16 protein-coding genes are annotated in these 18863 nt (G+C 63.7%); 11 read left to right on the top strand and 5 right to left on the bottom strand.

The window, feature by feature from the left end; all coding sequences use genetic code 11:
- Nucleotides 1–164: 164 nt before the first annotated feature.
- On the top strand, nucleotides 165–3296 hold the full coding sequence (locus HDE76_RS12985) for an efflux RND transporter permease subunit (protein ID WP_184508104.1): 3132 nt from the start codon (nucleotides 165–167) through the stop codon (nucleotides 3294–3296).
- Nucleotides 3297–3362: 66 nt separating this feature from the next.
- On the opposite strand, the gene HDE76_RS12980 is transcribed toward HDE76_RS12985, so the two are convergent.
- Entirely contained in the window at nucleotides 3363–3899 is a 537-nt protein-coding gene (locus HDE76_RS12980; RefSeq protein ID WP_184508101.1) for a hypothetical protein, read from the bottom strand.
- A gap of 107 nt (nucleotides 3900–4006) precedes the next feature.
- On the opposite strand from HDE76_RS12980, the gene HDE76_RS12975 reads away from it, so the two are divergent.
- The 6 genes from HDE76_RS12975 (at nucleotide 4007) to HDE76_RS12950 (ending at nucleotide 11352) form a co-directional block, all read left to right on the top strand.
- A complete protein-coding gene (locus HDE76_RS12975; RefSeq protein WP_179480421.1) occupies nucleotides 4007–4270 on the top strand; it encodes a hypothetical protein in 264 nt (87 codons plus the stop codon).
- A gap of 38 nt (nucleotides 4271–4308) precedes the next feature.
- Nucleotides 4309–5568: an NADP-dependent isocitrate dehydrogenase gene (gene icd, locus HDE76_RS12970; protein WP_179480423.1), complete on the top strand. Its 1260-nt coding sequence runs from the start codon at nucleotides 4309–4311 to the stop codon at nucleotides 5566–5568.
- A gap of 148 nt (nucleotides 5569–5716) precedes the next feature.
- Nucleotides 5717–7183 carry a GGDEF domain-containing protein gene (locus tag HDE76_RS12965; protein ID WP_179480425.1) on the top strand — a complete coding sequence of 489 codons (1467 nt, stop codon included), beginning with the start codon at nucleotides 5717–5719 and terminating at the stop codon, nucleotides 7181–7183.
- Between the two features lie 46 nt (nucleotides 7184–7229).
- A complete protein-coding gene (gene aceK, locus HDE76_RS12960) occupies nucleotides 7230–9008 on the top strand; it encodes a bifunctional isocitrate dehydrogenase kinase/phosphatase (RefSeq protein ID WP_179480427.1) in 1779 nt (592 codons plus the stop codon).
- Nucleotides 9009–9112: 104 nt separating this feature from the next.
- Nucleotides 9113–10216: a TraB/GumN family protein gene (locus tag HDE76_RS12955; protein ID WP_179480428.1), complete on the top strand. Its 1104-nt coding sequence runs from the start codon at nucleotides 9113–9115 to the stop codon at nucleotides 10214–10216.
- 20 nt (nucleotides 10217–10236) lie between these two features.
- Nucleotides 10237–11352, top strand: coding sequence for a TraB/GumN family protein (locus HDE76_RS12950; RefSeq protein ID WP_179480430.1), 1116 nt, complete (start codon nucleotides 10237–10239; stop codon nucleotides 11350–11352).
- Nucleotides 11353–11394: 42 nt separating this feature from the next.
- Here HDE76_RS12950 and HDE76_RS12945 read toward each other — a convergent pair whose 3' ends face one another.
- Complete coding sequence (locus HDE76_RS12945; RefSeq protein ID WP_184508098.1) at nucleotides 11395–12339, bottom strand: aldo/keto reductase; 945 nt, start codon at nucleotides 12337–12339, stop codon at nucleotides 11395–11397.
- Between the two features lie 107 nt (nucleotides 12340–12446).
- Nucleotides 12447–12674 (bottom strand): hypothetical protein, encoded by a 228-nt coding sequence (locus HDE76_RS12940; protein ID WP_184508095.1) that lies wholly within the window; start codon nucleotides 12672–12674, stop codon nucleotides 12447–12449.
- A 65-nt stretch (nucleotides 12675–12739) separates the two neighbouring features.
- Here HDE76_RS12940 and HDE76_RS12935 point away from each other — a divergent pair, with 65 nt between their 5' ends.
- From HDE76_RS12935 to HDE76_RS12925, 3 genes are all read left to right on the top strand, one after another.
- Nucleotides 12740–13681: a LysR substrate-binding domain-containing protein gene (locus tag HDE76_RS12935; protein ID WP_184508092.1), complete on the top strand. Its 942-nt coding sequence runs from the start codon at nucleotides 12740–12742 to the stop codon at nucleotides 13679–13681.
- 159 nt (nucleotides 13682–13840) lie between these two features.
- Nucleotides 13841–14758 (top strand): methyltransferase, encoded by a 918-nt coding sequence (locus HDE76_RS12930; RefSeq protein WP_218862368.1) that lies wholly within the window; start codon nucleotides 13841–13843, stop codon nucleotides 14756–14758.
- A gap of 37 nt (nucleotides 14759–14795) precedes the next feature.
- Nucleotides 14796–15332 carry a pseudouridine synthase gene (locus tag HDE76_RS12925; RefSeq protein WP_179480439.1) on the top strand — a complete coding sequence of 179 codons (537 nt, stop codon included), beginning with the start codon at nucleotides 14796–14798 and terminating at the stop codon, nucleotides 15330–15332.
- A gap of 46 nt (nucleotides 15333–15378) precedes the next feature.
- On the opposite strand, the gene HDE76_RS12920 is transcribed toward HDE76_RS12925, so the two are convergent.
- Entirely contained in the window at nucleotides 15379–16167 is a 789-nt protein-coding gene (locus tag HDE76_RS12920) for a TatD family hydrolase (RefSeq protein WP_184508089.1), read from the bottom strand.
- A 174-nt stretch (nucleotides 16168–16341) separates the two neighbouring features.
- Nucleotides 16342–16743 (bottom strand): hypothetical protein, encoded by a 402-nt coding sequence (locus HDE76_RS12915; RefSeq protein WP_179480443.1) that lies wholly within the window; start codon nucleotides 16741–16743, stop codon nucleotides 16342–16344.
- A 386-nt stretch (nucleotides 16744–17129) separates the two neighbouring features.
- Here HDE76_RS12915 and gspE point away from each other — a divergent pair, with 386 nt between their 5' ends.
- The gene (gene gspE, locus HDE76_RS12910; protein WP_179480445.1) at nucleotides 17130–18863 is read left to right on the top strand and encodes a type II secretion system ATPase GspE; all 1734 of its coding nucleotides are present in this window, start codon (nucleotides 17130–17132) and stop codon (nucleotides 18861–18863) included.

The following is an 18863-nucleotide window of genomic DNA, read 5'->3' as shown; positions in this document are numbered from 1 at the left end:
TGCCGCGTCATGACCGTGCCGCAAACGCCACTTTTTGCCCCACTTTTCGATTTCGGATGTTCTGTGCAAAGCGTTTTTCAGGTTCACTCTTTCTTCGACGTAGCCGCTGACCATGGCACGAATGTTCATCAGCCCAGCGCCGGCCTCGTGGGTCGCCGCGCCGCATGAATATCTCCGGGCCTTTCATCCGTCGTCCGATCGGCACGTCGCTGCTGGCCATCGGCATTTTTGTGGTCGGCGTCATCTGCTATGCCCTGCTCGGTGTGGCTGCGCTGCCGGACATCCAGGTACCGGTGATCTACGTGCAGGCCAGCCAGGCCGGCGCCAGCGCGGGCACCATGGCGTCGACCGTGGCGGCGCCGCTGGAGCGGCACCTCGGCCAGGTGACCGGCATCGATACCTTGCGCTCGTCCAGCTCGCTGGGCAGCACGCAGGTGTTCATGATTTTCGACGGCGGGCGCAATCTCGACGATGCGGCGCGCGACGTGCAGGCGGCGATCAACGCCGCGCAGTCCGATCTGCCATCGGGGCTCAACAATCCGCCGAGTTACGAGAAGGCCAATCCGAACGACGATCCCATCATTGCCTTCGCGCTGACGTCCGACACGCAGTCGGCGCGCGATCTTTACGACGTCGCCGATTCGCTGCTCGCCCAGCGCCTGCGTCAGCTCGAGGGTGTGGCGTCGGTGGATATTGCCGGCGCATCCACCCCCGCGGTGCGTGTGGACGTGAATCTGCGCGCGCTCAACGCGATGGGTCTGTCGCCGGATGATTTGCGCAACTCGCTGACTGCCGCCAACGTCACCTCGCCGCAGGGTTTTCTGTCCGACGGCAAGACCACGATGGCCGTGACGGCCAACGACGCGCTGCACGATGCCGCCGATTTTTCCAGCCTGGTCATCTCCAACCAGAACGGCGTGGCGGTGCGTCTGTCCTCGGTCGCAACGGTGTACGACGGCCAGCAGGACGCGTATCAGGCGGCCTGGTTTCAGGGCAAGCCGGCGGTGCTGATGTACGTGTACAAGCAGTCCACTGCCAACATCATCGGGACGGTGGACAGGGTCAAGGCGGCGATACCCGAGCTGCGCGGCTTCCTGCAGCCGGGCACCAAGCTGACGCCGTATTTCGACGGCACGCCGACCATCCGTGCTTCGCTGCACGAGGTGCAGGCGACCCTGCTGATCAGCCTGGCGATGGTGGTGCTGGTGATGGCGATGTTCCTGCGCCGGCTGGCGCCGACGATGATTGCAGCGCTCGCCGTGCCGCTGTCGCTGGCCGGTGCGGCGGCTACGATGTACATCCTCGGCTATACGCTCAACAACCTCACCCTGCTGGCGCTGGTCATCGCCATCGGCTTCGTGGTCGACGATGCGATCGTGGTGATCGAAAACGTCGTGCGGCACATCGATCAGGGCATGACGCGACGCGAGGCCGCGCTGGTCGGTGCGCACGAGATCGGTTTCACCATCGTCTCGATCACCGGTTCGCTGGTCGCGGTGTTTATCCCGCTGCTGTTCATGGGCGGCATCACCGGTCTGTTCTTCAAGGAATTCACGATGACGCTGGTGGCGGCGATCGTCATATCGGCCATCGTGTCGCTGACGCTGACGCCGTCGCTGTGCGGGCTGTTCCTGAAAGGCCACAGCGAGCCGGAAAAACCGTCGCGCCTGGGTCGGGCGCTGGAGTCGATGCAGGACAAGATGCTCGCGGTCTACACGCGCGCGCTGGATTTTTCGCTGCGCCATGCGCTGATGCTTTCGCTGACGCCGCTGTTGCTGATCGTCTTCACCATTTTCATGTTCACACAGGTCAAGGCCAGCCTGTTTCCGCCACAGGACACCGGCCTGATCCGCGGCCGCGCGACCTCGGGTGCCACGGTGTCGTTTCAGGATTCGGTCAACCGCCAGCAGCGGCTGATCGACATGCTGCTCAAGGACAGGGACGTAGCGACCGTCGGCTCGCGTTTGGGCAGCGGTCGGCAGGGCGCCAGCGGATTTTTCGATATCCAGCTGAAAAGCCACGCCGATGGCCGCACCGACGACACCTTCGCGGCGCTGGCGCGGCTCAGCGCCAAGGCCGCGCGCTATCCCGACCTCAACGTGCGCCTGCGTCCGATCCAGGATCTGCCGAGCTTCGGCGGTGGCGGCACCAATCAGGGTGCGCAATATCAGGTGTCGCTGCAGGGCGACGATCTGGCCCAGCTGCAGTTGTGGTTGCCCAAGCTGGTTACCGAGCTGCGCAAGAATCCGAAGTTGAAAGATGTCGGCAGCGACGTCGATGACGCCGGCCTGGAGCAGGACATCATCATCGATCGCGACAAGGCGGCGCGGCTGGGCTTGTCGATCGGCACGATCGATGGCGCGCTCTACGACGCGTTCGGCCAGCGTCAGGTCTCGACGATCTACTCGGATCTGAACCAGTACAAGGTGGTGATCAACGCGCTGCCGAATCAGACGGCCTCGCCAGCGTCGCTGGACAAGACCTACGTCAAGTCGAGCAGCGGCCAGATGATTCCGCTGACCGCTTTCGCGCATCAGCAGGCAGGTCTGGCACCGACCCAGGTCACGCACGAAGACCAGCAGACCACGATGGATCTGAGCTTCAATCTGGCGCCGGGCGTCAGCCAGGGCGAAGCGCTGCAGATCATCCAGGCCACCGCCAGCAACATGCGCATGCCGGGCGACATGAAGCTCAACATCGGCGGCGATTTTCGCCGCTTCCAGCAGTCGCAGAGCGGCATGCTGTGGCTGGTGGCCGCGGCGATCATCACCGTCTACATCGTGCTGGGCATGCTGTACGAGAGCCTGATCCATCCGGTGACGATTCTTTCCACCTTGCCGGCCGCCGGCGCCGGTGCGCTGCTGGCGCTGTGGATCACCGACACCGAGCTGTCGGTGATCGCGCAGATCGCGCTGGTGCTTTTGATCGGCATCGTCAAGAAAAACGCGATCATGATGATCGACTTCGCCCTGGTGGCCGAGCGCGAGCACGGCAAGAACCCGCTCGAAGCGGTGCGCGAGGCCTGCCTGGTGCGCTTCCGCCCGATCATGATGACGACGATGGTGGCGATTCTGGCTGCCATGCCGATCGCGATCGGGCTCGGCGAGGGCTCGGAGCTGCGCCGGCCGCTGGGCATCGCGATGATCGGCGGCCTGCTGATCTCGCAGAGCCTGACCCTGCTGAGCACGCCGGCACTGTACGTGATTTTCTCCTGCCTGGCCGCGCACTGGAAAAGCTGGCGGGCCCGGCGGCGAGAGCGTGTGCGCTCCCGGCGGATCGTCGGCGTAAGGGGTTGAGTCCATTCAAAAAGGGCGCCGCCCTTCATGACGGCACCCGATCGGCGTGTTACCTGATTGTCCTGCTCACCATCGGTTAACCCGCCAGGGTTTATTGCTGTCCGTGGTTGAACGCTGGGAATGCGCCATCGGCGTGGCATGAAAGGGGTTTGCACCGCTGTTCGACTGCCGATTTTTGTCCGTACCGCTCCAGAACACGCCGGTTCTCAAGTGATCCGCCAGCGGGCCATCTTCTACAACGACCGCGCCAGGTGATAGCCTGTACACGGTTGCCTGGTAGTTTGACGGCAGCGCCGATGCATGGAAGCCGCTTTTGATGCCCGTCGTGATCAGCTTATGGACCCCGATCGGATCAGACCCGGTCAGATGTAAAAAATTTCCTTCCAACCCTAGAACTGGAGATGTTTGTATGAAGATGACCCGCACCCTGATCTGCGCTGCCTCGCTGGCCGCCGTCCTGTCCCTCAGCGCTTGCGGCAAGAGCGACGATTCTTCGTCGGCGCCGGCTGACTCGACCCCGCCTGCCGCTGCCACCGCCGCTCCGGCCGCCACGCCGACCCCGGCTTCCACAGCTGCAATGGCTCCGGCTTCGACCGCCGCCATGGCTCCGGCTTCCACCGCTGCGACGGCTCCGGCCAGCACGGCGGCTGCCCCGGCCAGCACCTCCACCGCCGGACACTAATTCGTCCAAGCGGTAGAGAGCTTGCTCGATGGCCGGTAACGGCCCCGACAAGCCGCTCGCAAGAAACACGAAAAGAGCGCGGTTATCCGCGCTCTTTTTTATTGGCCGCCCGGCCTCGATACGCTTGGTTGGTCATCCGCTGCACCACATGCTTCTCATTGGCGCTGACAGCGCCGTTCCCTTTGCGCAGCGCAGCAATGAACCGCCGCCTGTGGTCGGCATGGTCAGCGCGCTCCATTCGGGCGAAAATGGGCGTCTTGTGTCTGTCCGGGGCGGCGCCATGTCGTCCTGATGTTTTTGCAGGTTCCGATTCACCAGCCGGAGATTTCCATGTCTGACAACAAGCCCACGCCACCGAGCGGCGGCAGCAAGATCACCATTACCGACGGCACGCTGCATGTGCCGAACCAGCCGATCGTGCCCTTCATCGAAGGCGACGGCATCGGTCCCGATATCTGGCGCGCTTCGGTGCGCGTGCTCGACGCGGCCGTGGCCAAGGCCTACAACGGCGAGCGCAAGATCCACTGGATGGAAGTGCTGGCCGGCGAAAAGGCCTTCAACGAAACCGGCAGCTGGCTGCCCGACGAAACCGTCGAGGCCTGCCGCGAGTACCTGGTGTCGATCAAGGGTCCGCTGACCACGCCGGTCGGCGGCGGCATTCGTTCGCTCAACGTGGCGCTGCGTCAGCAGCTGGATCTTTACACCTGCCTGCGCCCGGTGCGCTGGTTCAAAGGCGTGCCCTCGCCGGTGAAGAAGCCCGAGGCGGTGGACATGGTGATCTTCCGCGAGAACTGCGAAGACATCTACGCCGGTATCGAATTCCAGGAAGGCACCGACGACGCAAAGAAGTTTCTGCAGCTGCTGCAGGACAACTTCCCCGACCGCTTCAAGAAGATCCGTTTCCCGACCACCTCGGGCATTGGCATCAAGCCGGTATCGAAGGAAGGCACCGAGCGCCTGGTGCGCGCGGCCTTCAAGTACGCCATCGACAACGACCGCAAGTCGGTGACCCTGGTGCACAAGGGCAACATCATGAAGTTCACCGAAGGCGCGTTCCGCGACTGGGGCTATGCCCTGGCCAAGAACGAGTTCGGTGCGGTCGAGCTGGACGGCGGCCCGTGGATGAGCTTCAAGAATCCGACCAACGGCAAGGAAATCGTGGTCAAGGACGTGATCGCCGACGCGTTCCTGCAGCAGATCATGACCCGCGCGGCCGAGTACGACGTAGTCGCCACCTTGAACCTCAACGGTGACTACATCTCCGATGCCCTGGCGGCGGAAGTCGGCGGCATCGGCATCGCGCCGGGCGGCAACATCAACTACGTCACCGGCCACGCGGTGTTCGAGGCGACCCACGGCACGGCACCGAAGTATGCAGGCCAGGACAAGGTGAACCCGGGTTCGGTGATTCTGTCCGGCGAGCTGCTGCTGCGTCACCTGGGTTGGAACGAGGCGGCCGACAAGATCATCGAGGCGATGGACAAGGTGATCGCGGCCAAAACGGTGACCTACGACTTCGCCCGCATGATGGACGGCGCCAAGGAAGTGAAGTGCTCCGAGTTCGGCGACGCGCTGATCGCAGCGCTCTGATCCACCGGCACGCCAGTTGAGTTGAACAAAAGGGGTCGCGTTCGCGGCCCCTTTTTTGTTGGCGCAGTGCACACGGGTCGTTTTGAATTGTACTAAGGTAATCCCAACGAGCGTTTGGGGTGAACGGACAGGAGGTGTTTGGCGCACGATGAAGTGGGTGCTGGCGATTGCGTTTGTCTTCTTGCACGTGGCCGCCATCACGCTTTGGCCGGCACACGCGATGGTGGCGTCCTATGTTTTTCTGATCGCTGCGCCGCTGCTGGGTGCGGCGATCGCGTTTCGTCGATGCCGGATTGAAGGTTTCGCTCTGTCGCGGGGCTGGAGCCTGGCGGCGATCAGTTTGCTGCTGTGGACCCTGGGCATGATCAGCAGCCTGGATGCCGACCTTTCGCTGTCCGATCCGAGCCAGGTTCCGGGCGGCAGCATGCTGCTCTATATCCTCTACGGCGTGCCGATCACCTATGCCGTCGCCACCATCGGCGTGGACCGCAGCAATGGGGTACAGCGCGGCATCGACGCGTTGCTGGCTATCGTGCTGGGTTATCTCTATTTCGTACTGACGTTTTCGTGGACCACCCTGCACGGCGTGGTGAGCAATCAGTCGGCCACCATCATTTCGTACACCTTCGATTTGGAAAACGTTTTTCTGGCAGCGACGACATGGATCCGCTACGCAGCCTCGGAAACGTCGGCCGACCGAAACCTCTTTCGCACGTTGGCAACATATTCCGGCGTGTACGGCATTTGCGCCGCGTACTACAACCACCATGTCGCGCTCGGCGTGGCGCCGGATATCGGTAGCTATTACGACGTCGTGATCGATGCGCCGTTTCTGCTGTTTGCGATGGTGGCGTGGTCGCCAACGTCCCGCGTGGAGGTAGTCCACAAAAGTTCTCTGTTCGTCCACTTCGTCCGCAGCGGCAGCCCGCTGCTGCTATCGCTATCGGTACTGACGCTGTCGCTGCTGCTGCTCTATCAGCGTCAGCACACCGATCTGGGCATCGCCGGCGTGGTCGTTGCCGTGCTCGGTTACGGCCTGCGCAGTATTCTCAGCCAGGTTCGGCATATCGAGACGGAAGACCTGCTGCGGCACGATCGCAGTACGTTGGCAGAGCTGGCCATGCACGACGCACTGACCGGCCTGCTCAATCGCCGTGCCTTCGACGAGGCGATCGAGCGCGAATGGCGCATGGTGCAGCGGGGCGATCAGGTCATTTCGCTGGTGCTCATCGATATCGACCTGTTCAAGCAGTACAACGACAGCTATGGCCATCCCGCCGGCGACGCCTGTCTGAAGCTTGTCGCGGACGAACTGCAAAAGTCGCTGCGCCCGGCCGATATCCTTGCCCGCTACGGTGGCGAGGAGTTCGTCGTCATTCTGCCGGCGGCGACGCTGGCGGCGGCCAGCGCGGTGACATTGCGCATGTGCGAGCGCATCCACGCGCTGGCGCTGCCGCATGCGGCTAGCCCCTTCGGACATGTCACGGTCAGTGCGGGCGTTGCCTGTTCGTCGCTGGCTAGGGCTGGCACGCCGGAAAGCCTGATCGACTGCGCCGATCGCGCGCTTTACGAAGCCAAGCGCCGGGGTCGTAACCGCGTCGAGCAGGCCAGCTGAGGCATCACCCATCAGTGTTCGACACGGCCAGCGCTAAACTAGCCTGATGACCCCTCCGCGCGAGCCGCCCGTTCCCGCTCTCGCCATGCCGCAAGCAAGCGCTGCGGCGGCGTTATTGGTCGACGCGTTTGCCGACTACAACGCCCGCTTTGCTGATATCACGCGTCGCGCGCAGCGGCGATTCGAGCGGCGTGACTGGCAGGGGAGCGCGCTGGATGCGCGCCAGCGGATCGATCTGTACGACAGCTGCATCCGCGAGACCCAGGGACGGCTGGACGGCCTGTTGGATGATCGCGTGCGCTCACGTCCGCTGTGGGCGTCGATGCGGCAGGCGTTTGAGCAGCAGATCGCCGGCCTGACCGACCGCGAGTTCTACAAGACCTGGTTCAACTCGCTGTCGCGCCGCCATTTTCATACGCGGGGCATTGCCTCGGATATCGAATTCGTGGCGCTGGAACGCGAGCCGGATTCCGAAGGCAGCGACGCTGCGCCGCATCGGCACTACGAGGTCGGCGGCGATCTATCTGCGGCTTGCGCGCGTCTGTTGTCGGATGCCGGCTTCGCCTTTGCCGACCGGGTTGGCTGCGCCGCTGCGTTGGCGCGCAAGCTGCAGGCGCGCCTGCAGGCCGCCGCTCTGCCGGCGGTCGAAGTCATCGATCTACTCCAGGCCATTTTCTACCGCGATCGCCGCGCCTATCTCGTCGGGCGCCTGCGCGTCGGCCATCGGCGCCATCCGCTGGTGATCGCCCTGACGCACGCGGATGACGGCGTGCGGGTCGATGCGTTGCTGACCGTGCGCGAGCAGATTTCGATACTGTTCGGCTATGCGCGCAGCTATTTTCACGCGGATATCGGCAACGTTGGCGCCGTGGTTTCCTTTGTACGCGCCTTGCTGCCGCACAAGCCGCTGGAGGAGCTCTACGCCGTGCTCGGCCGCGCCAAGCAGGGCAAGACCGAGCGCTATCGTCGTGTATTCAGCCATCTGGCCGTCCATCCGGAAGAGCGTCTGGTGCACGCCGACGGCAAGCGCGGTATGGTCATGGCGGTGTTCACACTGCGCGATCTCCCGGTGGTCTTCAAACTGATCCGCGACCGCTTTGCGTGGCCGAAGGACATGGTGCGCAAGCAGGTCGAGGAAAAATACCGGCTGGTGTTTCATCACGACCGCGTGGGCCGTCTGATCGACGCGCAGGAGTTTGGCCAGCTGCGTTTTCCACTGCGCCAGTTTGAGGAGGGGCTGCTGCAGGAGCTGCTGGACGAATGTGCGCAAAGCGTGCGCGTGGACGGCGACGATCTGGTCATCGGCCACTGCTACGTCGAGCACCGCATGCGCCCGATGGACCTGTACGTGCGCGAAGCCGAGCCGGCGGAAGCGGTGCGCGCGATGTGCGACTACGGCCAGGCGATCAAGGATCTGGCCGGCAGCAATATTTTCCCCGGCGATCTGCTGCTGAAGAACTTCGGCATCTCGCGCAACGGTCGCGCCGTGTTCTACGACTACGACGAGCTGTGCACGCTGGGCGAGTGCCATTTCCGCGCGCTGCCCAAGCAGCACGAGGACGACGAGATGCAGCCGCTGCAGGACTCGGTCTATGCCGCGCCGGACGACGTGTTTCCGGAGCTATTCGTCAACTTTCTCGGGGTGCCAAAGGTGCTGCGCGACGCGCTGATCGACGCGCACGGCGAGATCTTCGATCCGGTGTGGTGGCGCGGCCTGCAGGATCGCCTGCGCGCAGGGGATTACGTGGACGTGCCGCCGTACCCGCCAGAAGCGCGTCTGGCCCATGACGTGACGCCTGCCGATCAGCAAAACGCGCTGCGATGAGCGCAAGCGTGAATGCCGGATGTACTTCCACGCGCCGTCACGCACCTTCCAGGGAAATGGCGGTCAATACTGCAGCCCGACGATTGGCCCATCAAGGAAACTCTATGCGCGTTGTATCGGCATTCTGCCTGCTTGCTCTATCGCTCGGTGCGGCGGCGCAGACCGCGCCGGCGGCGGTGCCAGCCTCTCCCTCCAGCGTGACCAACCTCGCGGCCGTGGCGGTCAGCGGCGTGCAGCCCGGTCCGGGGCTGTGGAAAGTCAGCAAGGGTGGGCACAGCATGCTGCTGCTGGGCGTGATCTCGCCGCTGCCGCAGCTGATGCAGTGGCGCTCGGCCGACGTCGAAACGGCAATCTCCGGCTCGCAGCAGGTGCTGCAGCTGCCCGACGTCAAGCTCAAGGTCGACGTGAGCTTCGTCGGTAAACTGTTTCTGCTGCCGTCCGCCTATAGCGCCCGCAAGAATGACAACGGTGCCACCTTGCAGCAGGTGCTGCCGGCACCGCTTTACGGGCGCTGGGAGACACTCAAGCTGAAGTACATCGGCAGGGACAGCGGGATCGAGCGGTGGAAGCCGATCTTCGCCGCGCAGGAACTGTATAAAAAGGCGCTGAAGGCTAACCAGCTGAGCAAGTCCGGCGGCGTGCAGGCCAGCATCGACGCGCTGGCGAAAAAGTACAACGTCCCGGAAACCTCCACCGAATATCCGCTGGTGATCGAGCATCCGCACGATGCGATCAAGGCGTTCAAGTCGTCCGGCCTGGACGATATCGCCTGCTTCGGCCGCACGCTCGATGCGGTCGAACAGGACATGCCGGCCATGACCCTGCGCGCGAACGCGTGGGCCACCGGTGACCTGGAGGCGCTGCGCAAACTGCCCGACAGCGACCGTCGCGGCACTTGCATCACCGCCGTCACCGACGCGGACTTCGCCCACAAGCTCGGCCTGTCGGACGTGCCGGCAAAGATGGAAGCCAACTGGCTGGATCTGGCGCGCGCCGCCCTGGCAAAAAACACGCAGACTTTCGCCATGCTGCCGATCAAGGAGCTGCTCTCGCCCGACGGGTATCTGGCCAAGCTCAAGGCCGAGGGCTATCAGGTCGAAGCGCCGGATGACGGCAGCGATGACGGCGATCCGGCGGCAGCCAGTTCGGCGGCCGCGAGTCCGGCACCGCGTGCACCGGCCCCCGCCACGTCGCCAACCGGTCATTGAGCTGACGGAGCAAGCCGCGCATGTCGATCTCCCGAACTATCGCGCAACGACTGATGGCCTTGTGCCTTGCCGGCCTGGTGTCGGTGGCCGCCGCCGTCGAAGCACCGGTGTCTTCATCCTCGATCACGACCTCGCCACCGGGCAAGGTCACCGAGCTGCAGGGCGTCAGCGTCAGCGGCGTCCAGCCCGGGCCGGGCCTGTGGAAGATTAGCAAGGGCGATCATGTGCTGTGGGTGCTCGGCACGCTCGATCTGCTGCCCAAACATATGGACTGGCAGGCGCGTGACGTGCAGGCGGTTATCGCCGAATCGCAGCAGGTGCTGGACCGGCCGCAGGTCAAGCTCGATGCCAAGCTCGGGTTTTTCGGCACGCTCGGCCTGCTGCCCAGCCTGATCGGGGTACGCAACAATCCCGACGGCAAGCGGCTGGTCGACGTGGTGCCGCCGGATCAGTACGCGCGCTGGCTGGTGCTCAAAAAGCGCTATCTGGGCTGGGACAACGGCGTGGAAAAGCAGCGGCCGATCTTCGCGGCGGCGGCGCTGTTCATCGCGGCGATCAAGCAGGCCGACCTGAGTAACGACATGCTCGATCCGCTGATCAAAAAGGCGGCGGCGCAGCACGATCTCAAGCCGACCCCGGTTACCTACACCGTTGTCGTGGATCAGCCCAAGGCCGTGGTGAAGGATTTCAAGAAAACCCCGATGGATGACCGCGACTGCTTCGCCAAGACGCTCGATCATCTCGATAGCGACGTGGCGCTGATGCGTGCGCGGGCCAACGCGTGGGCCACCGGCGATCTGGATACGTTGCGCCGCCTGCCGCTGAGCGATCAGCTGCAGGTGTGTCTGGCGGCGGTCGACGCATCGGGCATCGCCCACGAACTGGGCCTGACGGCCATCGAGGACCATGTCGAGGCGACCTGGGTAACGGCGGCGAGCAAAGCGCTGGCAACCAACCGGGTAACCTTCGCTCAGCTGCCGATGCAGCGGCTGCTTGGCGACCATAGTTATCTCGCCGCACTGCAGTCTCTGGGTGATACCGTGACTCCGCCCGACGGCCTGTCTGACGGCGAGCCGGCGGCACCTGTCGTGTCACCGACTACTTCTGCGAAACCTGACGCTGCCGGGCATCGCTGAGCAGCGTCAGGTTTATTTATCGAGCCGAACCCGTCGGTAACGTCACTCGCTCGCGGTGTTGAGCTGTGCTACGTCCTCATCGCTCAGGCTGAGCTCGGCCGCGCCCATCAGTTCATGCAGCTGCTCCACGCTGGTGGCGCTGGCGATCGGCGCGGTAATGCCCGGACGCGCCATCAGCCAGGCGAGCGCGATCTGGGCGGGCTTCGCGTGGTGCGACGAGGCGATGTCGTCCAGCGCGGCCAGAATCTGCATGCCGCGCGGAGTGAGATACTTCTTCACCGCGCCGCCGCGCGCGCTGCTCTTGGCCAGATCGCTTTCGCTGCGGTATTTGCCGCTGAGAAAGCCGCTGGCCAGCGAGTAGTAGCTGATCACGCCAATGTTTTCCTTGCGGATCAGCGGCTCAAGATCTTTTTCATAGCCCGCGCGATCGATCAGGTTGTAGTCCGGCTGCAGGGTTTCATAGCGCGGCAGATGGTTTTCGCTGGATACCTTCAACGCCTCCGCTAGCCGGTCGGCACTGTAGTTGGACGCGCCGATCACCCGTACCTTGCCGGCATCGATCAGGCGGCTGAAGGCATCGAGCGTCTCTTCCAACGGCACGCTGGCGTCGTCCTCATGCGCCTGATACAAATCGATGTGATCGGTCTGCAGACGCTTCAACGAACCTTCCACCGCCTGCGCAATATTGATCGGCGAGAGGCCGGGCTGCTTGTCCCATTTGGCCACCTTGGTCGCGATGATCACCTTGTCGCGCTTTCCGCTTTGCTTGAACCATTTACCGATGATGGTTTCCGAATCGCCACCGCTGTTTCCAGGCACCCAGGCCGAATACACGTCGGCGGTGTCGACCAGATTGAAGCCGGCGTCGACGAACGCGTCCAGCAGTTCGAACGAGCGCTTCTCATCCGCGCTCCAGCCGAAGACGTTGCCGCCGAAGGCGAGCGGGGCGACGGACAACGACGATTTGCCAAGGGGACGCTGTTGCATGGAGACATACCTCGTGCAATGGAAAGTACCAAGCATGCACTCGTCCAGGCAAAGCGGGCGTGACGTATAGGGCCATGACGTAGCGCAGACCGACCGGCCGATTTGCTTCAGCGCGGCGCGATCAGCCTTGGCCACGCCAATGCGCAGGTCGACCGCGCCACGAACCTCGGCTTGCCGATGGCGATGACCGCCTTGGGTGGATTCGGCGGGATGCGCGTGTCGGGTTTCCAGGCCAGCTCGGCGTGGGTGATGTGGCCGTGCAAGTACAGCAGATTTTTCCACAGCGGATTCATAAAGGTGACTCCCTTGAGGCCTTGGGTTTGGGCTGTGCTCAAGGTAGGCGTCAGGTCCTGCTGGAAAAAGCGATATATTCACAAGATAGACTTGAGAGAAATTCAAGATGAGTAGGTTGCCGCTGAGCCTGTTGCAACAATTCGTGCTGGTCGCCCGCCTGGGCAACCTGTCGCGTGCCGCGGAGCAGGCGAGCCTTACCGTCAGCGCGCTAAGCCACCAGATGCGCCAGCTGGAGCAGCGGATGGAGCGCAAGCTGTTCGACCGCGGTCCGCGCGGCGTGCAACTCACCGCCGAGGGGCGCCGCCTGATGGAGGCGGTGGCGCATCATTTCGAGGGTATCGAGCTGGCGATGGCGACTTACCAGTGCCGTCGTGAGGCGGCACTGACCATCAGCACCCTGTCCGGCGTGATGTCGAGCTGGTTGATGCCGCGCGTGGCCAGTCTAGTTGCCATGCATCCCGAGCTGGAGCTCAATCTGCAGTCCTCCAGTGCGCTGGTCGACTTTGCGCGTGATCCTGTCGACGTCGCCATACGCTATGGCAAAGGTCATTGGCATGGCGTGCGCAGCGAACACCTGTTCGACGAATGGATCGTGCCGGTGGCGTCGTCCGCCCTGCTGCAACATTTGCCGGGCGCAGACCCGGGCGACATGAGCCTGTGGCCGTTGCTTGGCGACCCCAGTGAGCGCTGGCGCGATTGGTTCGAGCAGATCGGCGGCCACGCGCCCAGGCGCTTCGTGGCGCAGTTCGACACGACGGACGCGCTACAGCGTGCCGCGCTGGAAGGGATGGGCGTGGCCCTGGGGCGGATGGTGATGGCACGCCCGCTGATCGATGCAGGCCTGCTGCATGTGCTGGGTCAGCGCTATCTGCATATTCCGGAGGCCTACCATCTCGTCTATCCGGAGCGCTCGCTTGGGCATGCCGGTTTTCGCGTGTTCCGCGAATGGATACGCGAGGAGGCGCATCGCTACGGTGAATCGATGACGTACATGTCGGTGCAAGCGTCGGCCGATATGCCGATGACGGAGTCGAGAAAGGGCAAATAATGCGAGGGTTATAGACGGTCTATGTCTGATTGGCCACCGAGCGTAACGTAGAATGCCTTCACGCCAGCGCGCTTCCACATGCGCTACGGTCGTTATGACACGGACGGAGACGGCGTCAGTTCAATCACCATTGAAGCTAAGGGCAAAGGGGCAGGCAGTATGGAAATGAATCGTTCGCGCGCGCTTGCAGCATGTTTGCTGGCCGCCTGCATCGGCTTGCCGACATTGGCGATGGCGCAGGCTGCGCCGGCTTCGACGGTGCAGGATCAGCCGGCCGATGCCTTGGTGCCTCCCACCAGTGCCAGTGATTTCACCGGCCAGCAGCTGGATGCCGCTCTGGCTGGCGACTGGCGCTCGCCCAACAACCGCGCGCGCGACGTTTATCGCCACCCCAAGGCGACGCTGCAGTTTTTCGGCATTCGCCCGGATCAGACGGTGATCGAAATCACGCCCGGCGGCGGCTGGTACAGCGAGATTCTGGCGCCGCTGCTGCACGATAACGGGCACTACGTGGCTGCCGTGGAAAAGCCCGACAGCAGCGACGAGGCGCGCAAGGATCAGGATGCGCTGCAGCGCAAGTTCGCCTCCGACCTGATGCGCTACGGCAACGCGAAGTTCGTCGCGTTCGACCCCAAGGCGCCGGTGTTCGGCGCGCCCGGCTCGGCCGATCTGGTGCTGACCTTTCGCAACGTGCACAACTGGGTCATGGCCGATACCACGCCGGCGATGTTCAAGGCGTTCTATGCCGTACTGAGGCCGGGTGGCGTGCTCGGCGTGGTCGACCATCGCGCCGACGACGGCGCGGCGCTGGACGCGGTGAAGAAGAGCGGCTACCTGCCGACCAAGTATGTGGTGAAGATGGCGACCGACGCCGGTTTCGTGCTGGAAGATAGCAGCGAGATCAATGCGAATCCGAAGGACACGAAGAATTATCCGAAAGGCGTGTGGACGTTGCCGCCGACGTACGCGCTGGGCGATACCGACAAGGCCAAGTATCAGGCGATCGGCGAATCCGACCGCATGACGTTGCGCTTCATCAAGCCGGTGATGCCGGCGGCCGCCAGTTCGACCCACTGAACCGTCGGATGAGTCAGCGGCAGGGCAGCGTGGCGCCGTGTTGATCGCGTTGAACAAACCGTACGGCGTGCTCTGCCAATTCACCGACGAAAATGGCCGGCGTACGCTGGCCGATTTTGTGAAACAAAAAGACGTCTATGCGGCTGGACGGCTCGATCAGGACAGCGAGGGTCTGCTGCTGCTGACCGACGATGGCGCGCTGGCGCATCGGCTCACCGATCCGCGGCACAAGCAGCCGAAAACGTATGTGGTCCAGGTCGATGGCGAGATCGACGACATGGCGCTGCTCGCATTGAGGACGGGCGTGTCGTTGAAGGATGGTCCGACGCTTCCGGCCGAGGTGAAGCGCGTTGATGAGCCGGATTGGCTATGGCCCCGCGATCCGCCGGTGCGCTTTCGCAAGCACCTCCCGACCAGCTGGCTCAGCCTATCCATACGCGAGGGCCGCAACCGGCAGGTGCGACGCATGACGGCGGCGGTGGGCTTTCCTACGTTGCGCCTGATACGCGCGCAGATCGGCGAGCATGCGCTGGATGGTCTGGGACTGGGCGAGACGCGCGTGCTGTCCCGGTAAGCAGTCACACCCAGGCAGCCCGCGGGCGCCGCGCCGCCATCGCCAATCACGATAGCCGGAAAAAGGCCTCGGCCGTCGCCGTGCTGTTGGCGGCGGTGACGTCAGTCGTTTCTCCCCGATCGCGCGCGATCTCCTCGCAGATGTGCCGCAGATACATCGGCTCGTTGCGCCGGTGTTTGGGCTGTGGCCGTATCGTGCGCGGCAGCAGATACGGCGCGTCGGTTTCGATCATCAGGCGATCGGCAGGAATCTCGCGCACCAGTTCGCGCAGATGGCCGCCGCGGCGTTCGTCGCAGATCCAGCCGGTGATGCCGATATGGCAGTCCAGCGCCAGATAATCGCGCAGCGCTTCAGCGGTATCGGTAAAGCAGTGCACCACCGCGGCCGGCACCTTGTCGCGATAGCGCCGCAGCAGTGCAAGAAAATCCTGATGCGCGTCGCGCTGGTGCAGAAACAGCGGCAGCTGCAGGTCGACGGCGATCTGCAGCTGCCGCTCGAATACCTGCAGCTGCACCTCGCGCGGCGAATAATTGCGGTTGTAGTCCAGCCCGGTTTCGCCGACGGCGCGCACGAAGGGATCGCGCGCCAGTTCGCGCAGCAGCGCATCGGTGGCATCGTCGTAGTCGATCGCGTGATGCGGATGCACGCCTGCAGTAGCCCGCAACAGGCCGGGATGCGCCTTGGCCAGCGCCAGCGCATGTGCGCTGCCCTCACGCGAGGCGCCGGTCACGATCATCCGGCCCACGCCGTGCTCGGCCGCGCGCTGCAGCACCGCGTCGAGATCGGGCTGAAACGATTCGTGACCGAGATTGACGCCGATGTCGAGCAACTGCATGGTTGAACCGCTTTGAGCAAAGCGCCATTGTCCCAGACATTGACACGACGACAAGCCGGTCGGGCGGAGCTTCGGATCCAGGCTCCGGCGCATCTCGCGCGGTTCGCCCGGATGCACGGCGATGCCGTTGGCTCTGGCCGTGGGCATCGGTCGGCATGTTCATCGGCACGCCGTCTACACTGGCGGCGAAATCCGTGCCGTGATCGAGGTTGTATCGCGCAGAAAATACGGGTCGGCCCTGCTGTGGCCCGGGTCCTGGGTCACGACCCTGCCGGGAGTGACTTCGAGCACCTTGCCCGGGCGCAGTAGTGGAATATCGTGCAGCGACAAGCTGGGGGTGACACCCTGCGGTGCGGCATTCGATGTGTCGATGCCGTTGTCGCAGTGACCTCGACCTTTGAACAAGCTCTTGATGGGGCAAGATTTTCGCCAAAAAATGTCGAGGATGCGCACCGGCGCGCTGTCGGCGGCAGCGCTATCGACAGGCTGTGCATGCGCGCAAAGCATCACCGATGGCGTGAGAGTGGCTAATGTCGCCGATATGTTTTTCGTATGGGCGGCATCGGACCCCAGCATCCATCGTATTCCGCAACCCCGACGCTCATCGAGCGTGCCGGCAAAAGCCGCAGTTCCCGTCGGCCTTTCGAACTAACCGTCGGCACTCGGGTCAGACTCAGATAGTCCGCTGCCCCACGGTGGGGATGCAGGAAATTTTCCTAAGCTAGGAATGCGCCGCTGGACGATTGGAAACGTCACAATGGTGGGTGTTTTGCGTGCGATGCGTGTCGGCGGGTAGTTCAGACGCCATCGCAGGAAACAGGGTGTGACGGCCGTCGGTCCATTCATCGGTGGCCACATCTGGATAACGAAGTTGTGCTAGTTATGGTGGTCATTTCGTCGGAGCGGGTGGTTTGCGCAAACCAGCGTTGACGGCTCACACAGGCATTGAGCGGGGTGGAATCATGTCGGCAGTCATCAAGCCGGCGGTAAGCGGGGCCGGCACGGTGGCAGACGATCGCGAAGCGGAAGTTTGCGCGTGGCTGGTGGCGCGTGGCCGCCTGAAGGACAGCGACCTGGGCCGCGCGCGTCGTCTGCACGAAGAGTCGGCCGAAGGCACGCTGACCACACTGATGGCGCGCCTTGGTCTGGTTTCCGAGCGCGATCTGGCCGAGGCCTGGGCCGAGCTGCTGCAGGTACCGCTGCTGGCGGCGCGCGACGCGCCCGAGCTGCCGCCGACCGATCTGGACATTTCCCTGCGCTTTTTGAAGCAGCAGCACGTGGTGCCGGTACAGGACGAAAAAGACGGCTTGGCCTTGATCGTCTCCGATCCGGCCGATCCGTATCCGCTGCAGGCGGTGACGCTGGCGGCCGGCCGGCCGGTGGCGCTGCGCGTGGGCCTGCGTTCGGAAATCGACGGATTGATCGAACGTTATTACGGCACCGGCCGCTCGGCGATGGGCACCATCGTGGAAAACCTCGACGGCAGCGCCGCCGAAGAGGACGACGTCGAGCATCTGCGCGACCTTGCCTCCGAAGCGCCCGTCATTCGGCTGGTCAATCTGATCCTGCAGCGCGCGGTCGAGCAGCGCGCTTCGGACGTGCATATCGAGCCGTTCGAAAATCGCCTGAAGGTGCGTTATCGCATCGACGGCGTGCTGCACGAGGTGGAAGCGCCGCCCTCGTCGTCGACCGCCGCGGTGATCTCGCGCGTCAAGATCATGGCGCGGCTCAATATCGCCGAACGCCGCCTGCCGCAGGACGGCCGCATCCAACTGCGCGTGCAGGGCAAGGAGCTCGACCTGCGCGTGTCGACCGTGCCGACCAGCTTCGGCGAGTCGGTGGTCATGCGTATCCTCGATCGCGAATCGGTGGTGTTCGATTTCGCGTCGCTGGGGTTTACCGACAGCTTCCAGCAGCGCTTCGTCGACGTGCTGCAGCGTCCGCACGGCATCCTGCTGGTCACCGGCCCGACCGGCTCGGGCAAGACCACCACGCTGTACACCGCGCTGTCGCAGATCAACACGTCGGACGTGAAAATCATCACGGTCGAAGACCCGGTCGAGTACCAGCTCGAAGGCATCAACCAGATTCAGGTGAAACCGCAGATCGGGCTGGATTTTTCCGGCGCGCTGCGTTCGATCATGCGCCAGGATCCGGACGTCATCATGATCGGCGAAATGCGCGATCTGGAAACCTGCCGCATCGCGATCCAGTCCGCGCTCACCGGTCACCTAGTGTTGTCGACCCTGCACACCAACAGCGCGGCGGGAGGCATCACGCGTCTGCTCGACATGGGCGTGGAGGATTACCTGCTCGGCTCCACCATCAACGGCATCCTGGCCCAGCGGCTGGTGCGCCGGCTCGATCCGGAAACGGCGATTTCTTACGAAGCGCTGCCCGAGGTGATCGAACAATTCGAACTGGAAAAATACACCGACGAGCGGCCTATCCGATTGTGGAAGCCGGGCACCAGCGCGGCCAACCCGACCGGCTATCGCGGCCGTCGCGCGATCATGGAATTTCTCACCATGAGCGATCCGTTGCGCCGGCTGGTGATGCAGCGCGCCGACGCCGGCGAGATCGAGCGCCAGGCGCGCAGCGAGGGCATGCGCACCATGTACGAGGACGGCATCGCCAAGGCCGTGGCCGGCGTGACTACCCTCGAAGAAGTCATGCGCGTCACACAGGACGGTTGA

The sequence above is a fragment of the Rhodanobacter sp. ANJX3 genome (assembly GCF_014200755.1).
Classification (GTDB): domain Bacteria; phylum Pseudomonadota; class Gammaproteobacteria; order Xanthomonadales; family Rhodanobacteraceae; genus Rhodanobacter.
This window is presented reverse-complemented; position numbering and strand designations above follow the sequence as displayed.

What these genes read in the sequence shown, in the direction of transcription:
- gspE (WP_179480445.1), top strand. Translation starts at nt 17,130, where the DNA reads ATGTCGGCAGTCATCAAGCCGGCGGTAAGCGGGGCCGGCACGGTGGCA.
- HDE76_RS12975 (WP_179480421.1), top strand. Translation starts at nt 4,007, where the DNA reads ATGGCCGGTAACGGCCCCGACAAGCCGCTCGCAAGAAACACGAAAAGA.
- HDE76_RS12965 (WP_179480425.1), top strand. Translation starts at nt 5,717, where the DNA reads ATGAAGTGGGTGCTGGCGATTGCGTTTGTCTTCTTGCACGTGGCCGCC.
- HDE76_RS12955 (WP_179480428.1), top strand. Translation starts at nt 9,113, where the DNA reads ATGCGCGTTGTATCGGCATTCTGCCTGCTTGCTCTATCGCTCGGTGCG.
- HDE76_RS12985 (WP_184508104.1), top strand. Translation starts at nt 165, where the DNA reads ATGAATATCTCCGGGCCTTTCATCCGTCGTCCGATCGGCACGTCGCTG.
- HDE76_RS12945 (WP_184508098.1), bottom strand. Translation starts at nt 12,339, where the DNA reads ATGCAACAGCGTCCCCTTGGCAAATCGTCGTTGTCCGTCGCCCCGCTC.
- HDE76_RS12915 (WP_179480443.1), bottom strand. Translation starts at nt 16,743, where the DNA reads ATGCTGGGGTCCGATGCCGCCCATACGAAAAACATATCGGCGACATTA.
- HDE76_RS12935 (WP_184508092.1), top strand. Translation starts at nt 12,740, where the DNA reads ATGAGTAGGTTGCCGCTGAGCCTGTTGCAACAATTCGTGCTGGTCGCC.
- aceK (WP_179480427.1), top strand. Translation starts at nt 7,230, where the DNA reads ATGACCCCTCCGCGCGAGCCGCCCGTTCCCGCTCTCGCCATGCCGCAA.
- HDE76_RS12920 (WP_184508089.1), bottom strand. Translation starts at nt 16,167, where the DNA reads ATGCAGTTGCTCGACATCGGCGTCAATCTCGGTCACGAATCGTTTCAG.
- HDE76_RS12930 (WP_218862368.1), top strand. Translation starts at nt 13,841, where the DNA reads ATGGAAATGAATCGTTCGCGCGCGCTTGCAGCATGTTTGCTGGCCGCC.
- HDE76_RS12980 (WP_184508101.1), bottom strand. Translation starts at nt 3,899, where the DNA reads ATGGCGGCGGTCGAAGCCGGAGCCATTGCAGCTGTGGAAGCCGGGGTC.
- icd (WP_179480423.1), top strand. Translation starts at nt 4,309, where the DNA reads ATGTCTGACAACAAGCCCACGCCACCGAGCGGCGGCAGCAAGATCACC.
- HDE76_RS12950 (WP_179480430.1), top strand. Translation starts at nt 10,237, where the DNA reads ATGTCGATCTCCCGAACTATCGCGCAACGACTGATGGCCTTGTGCCTT.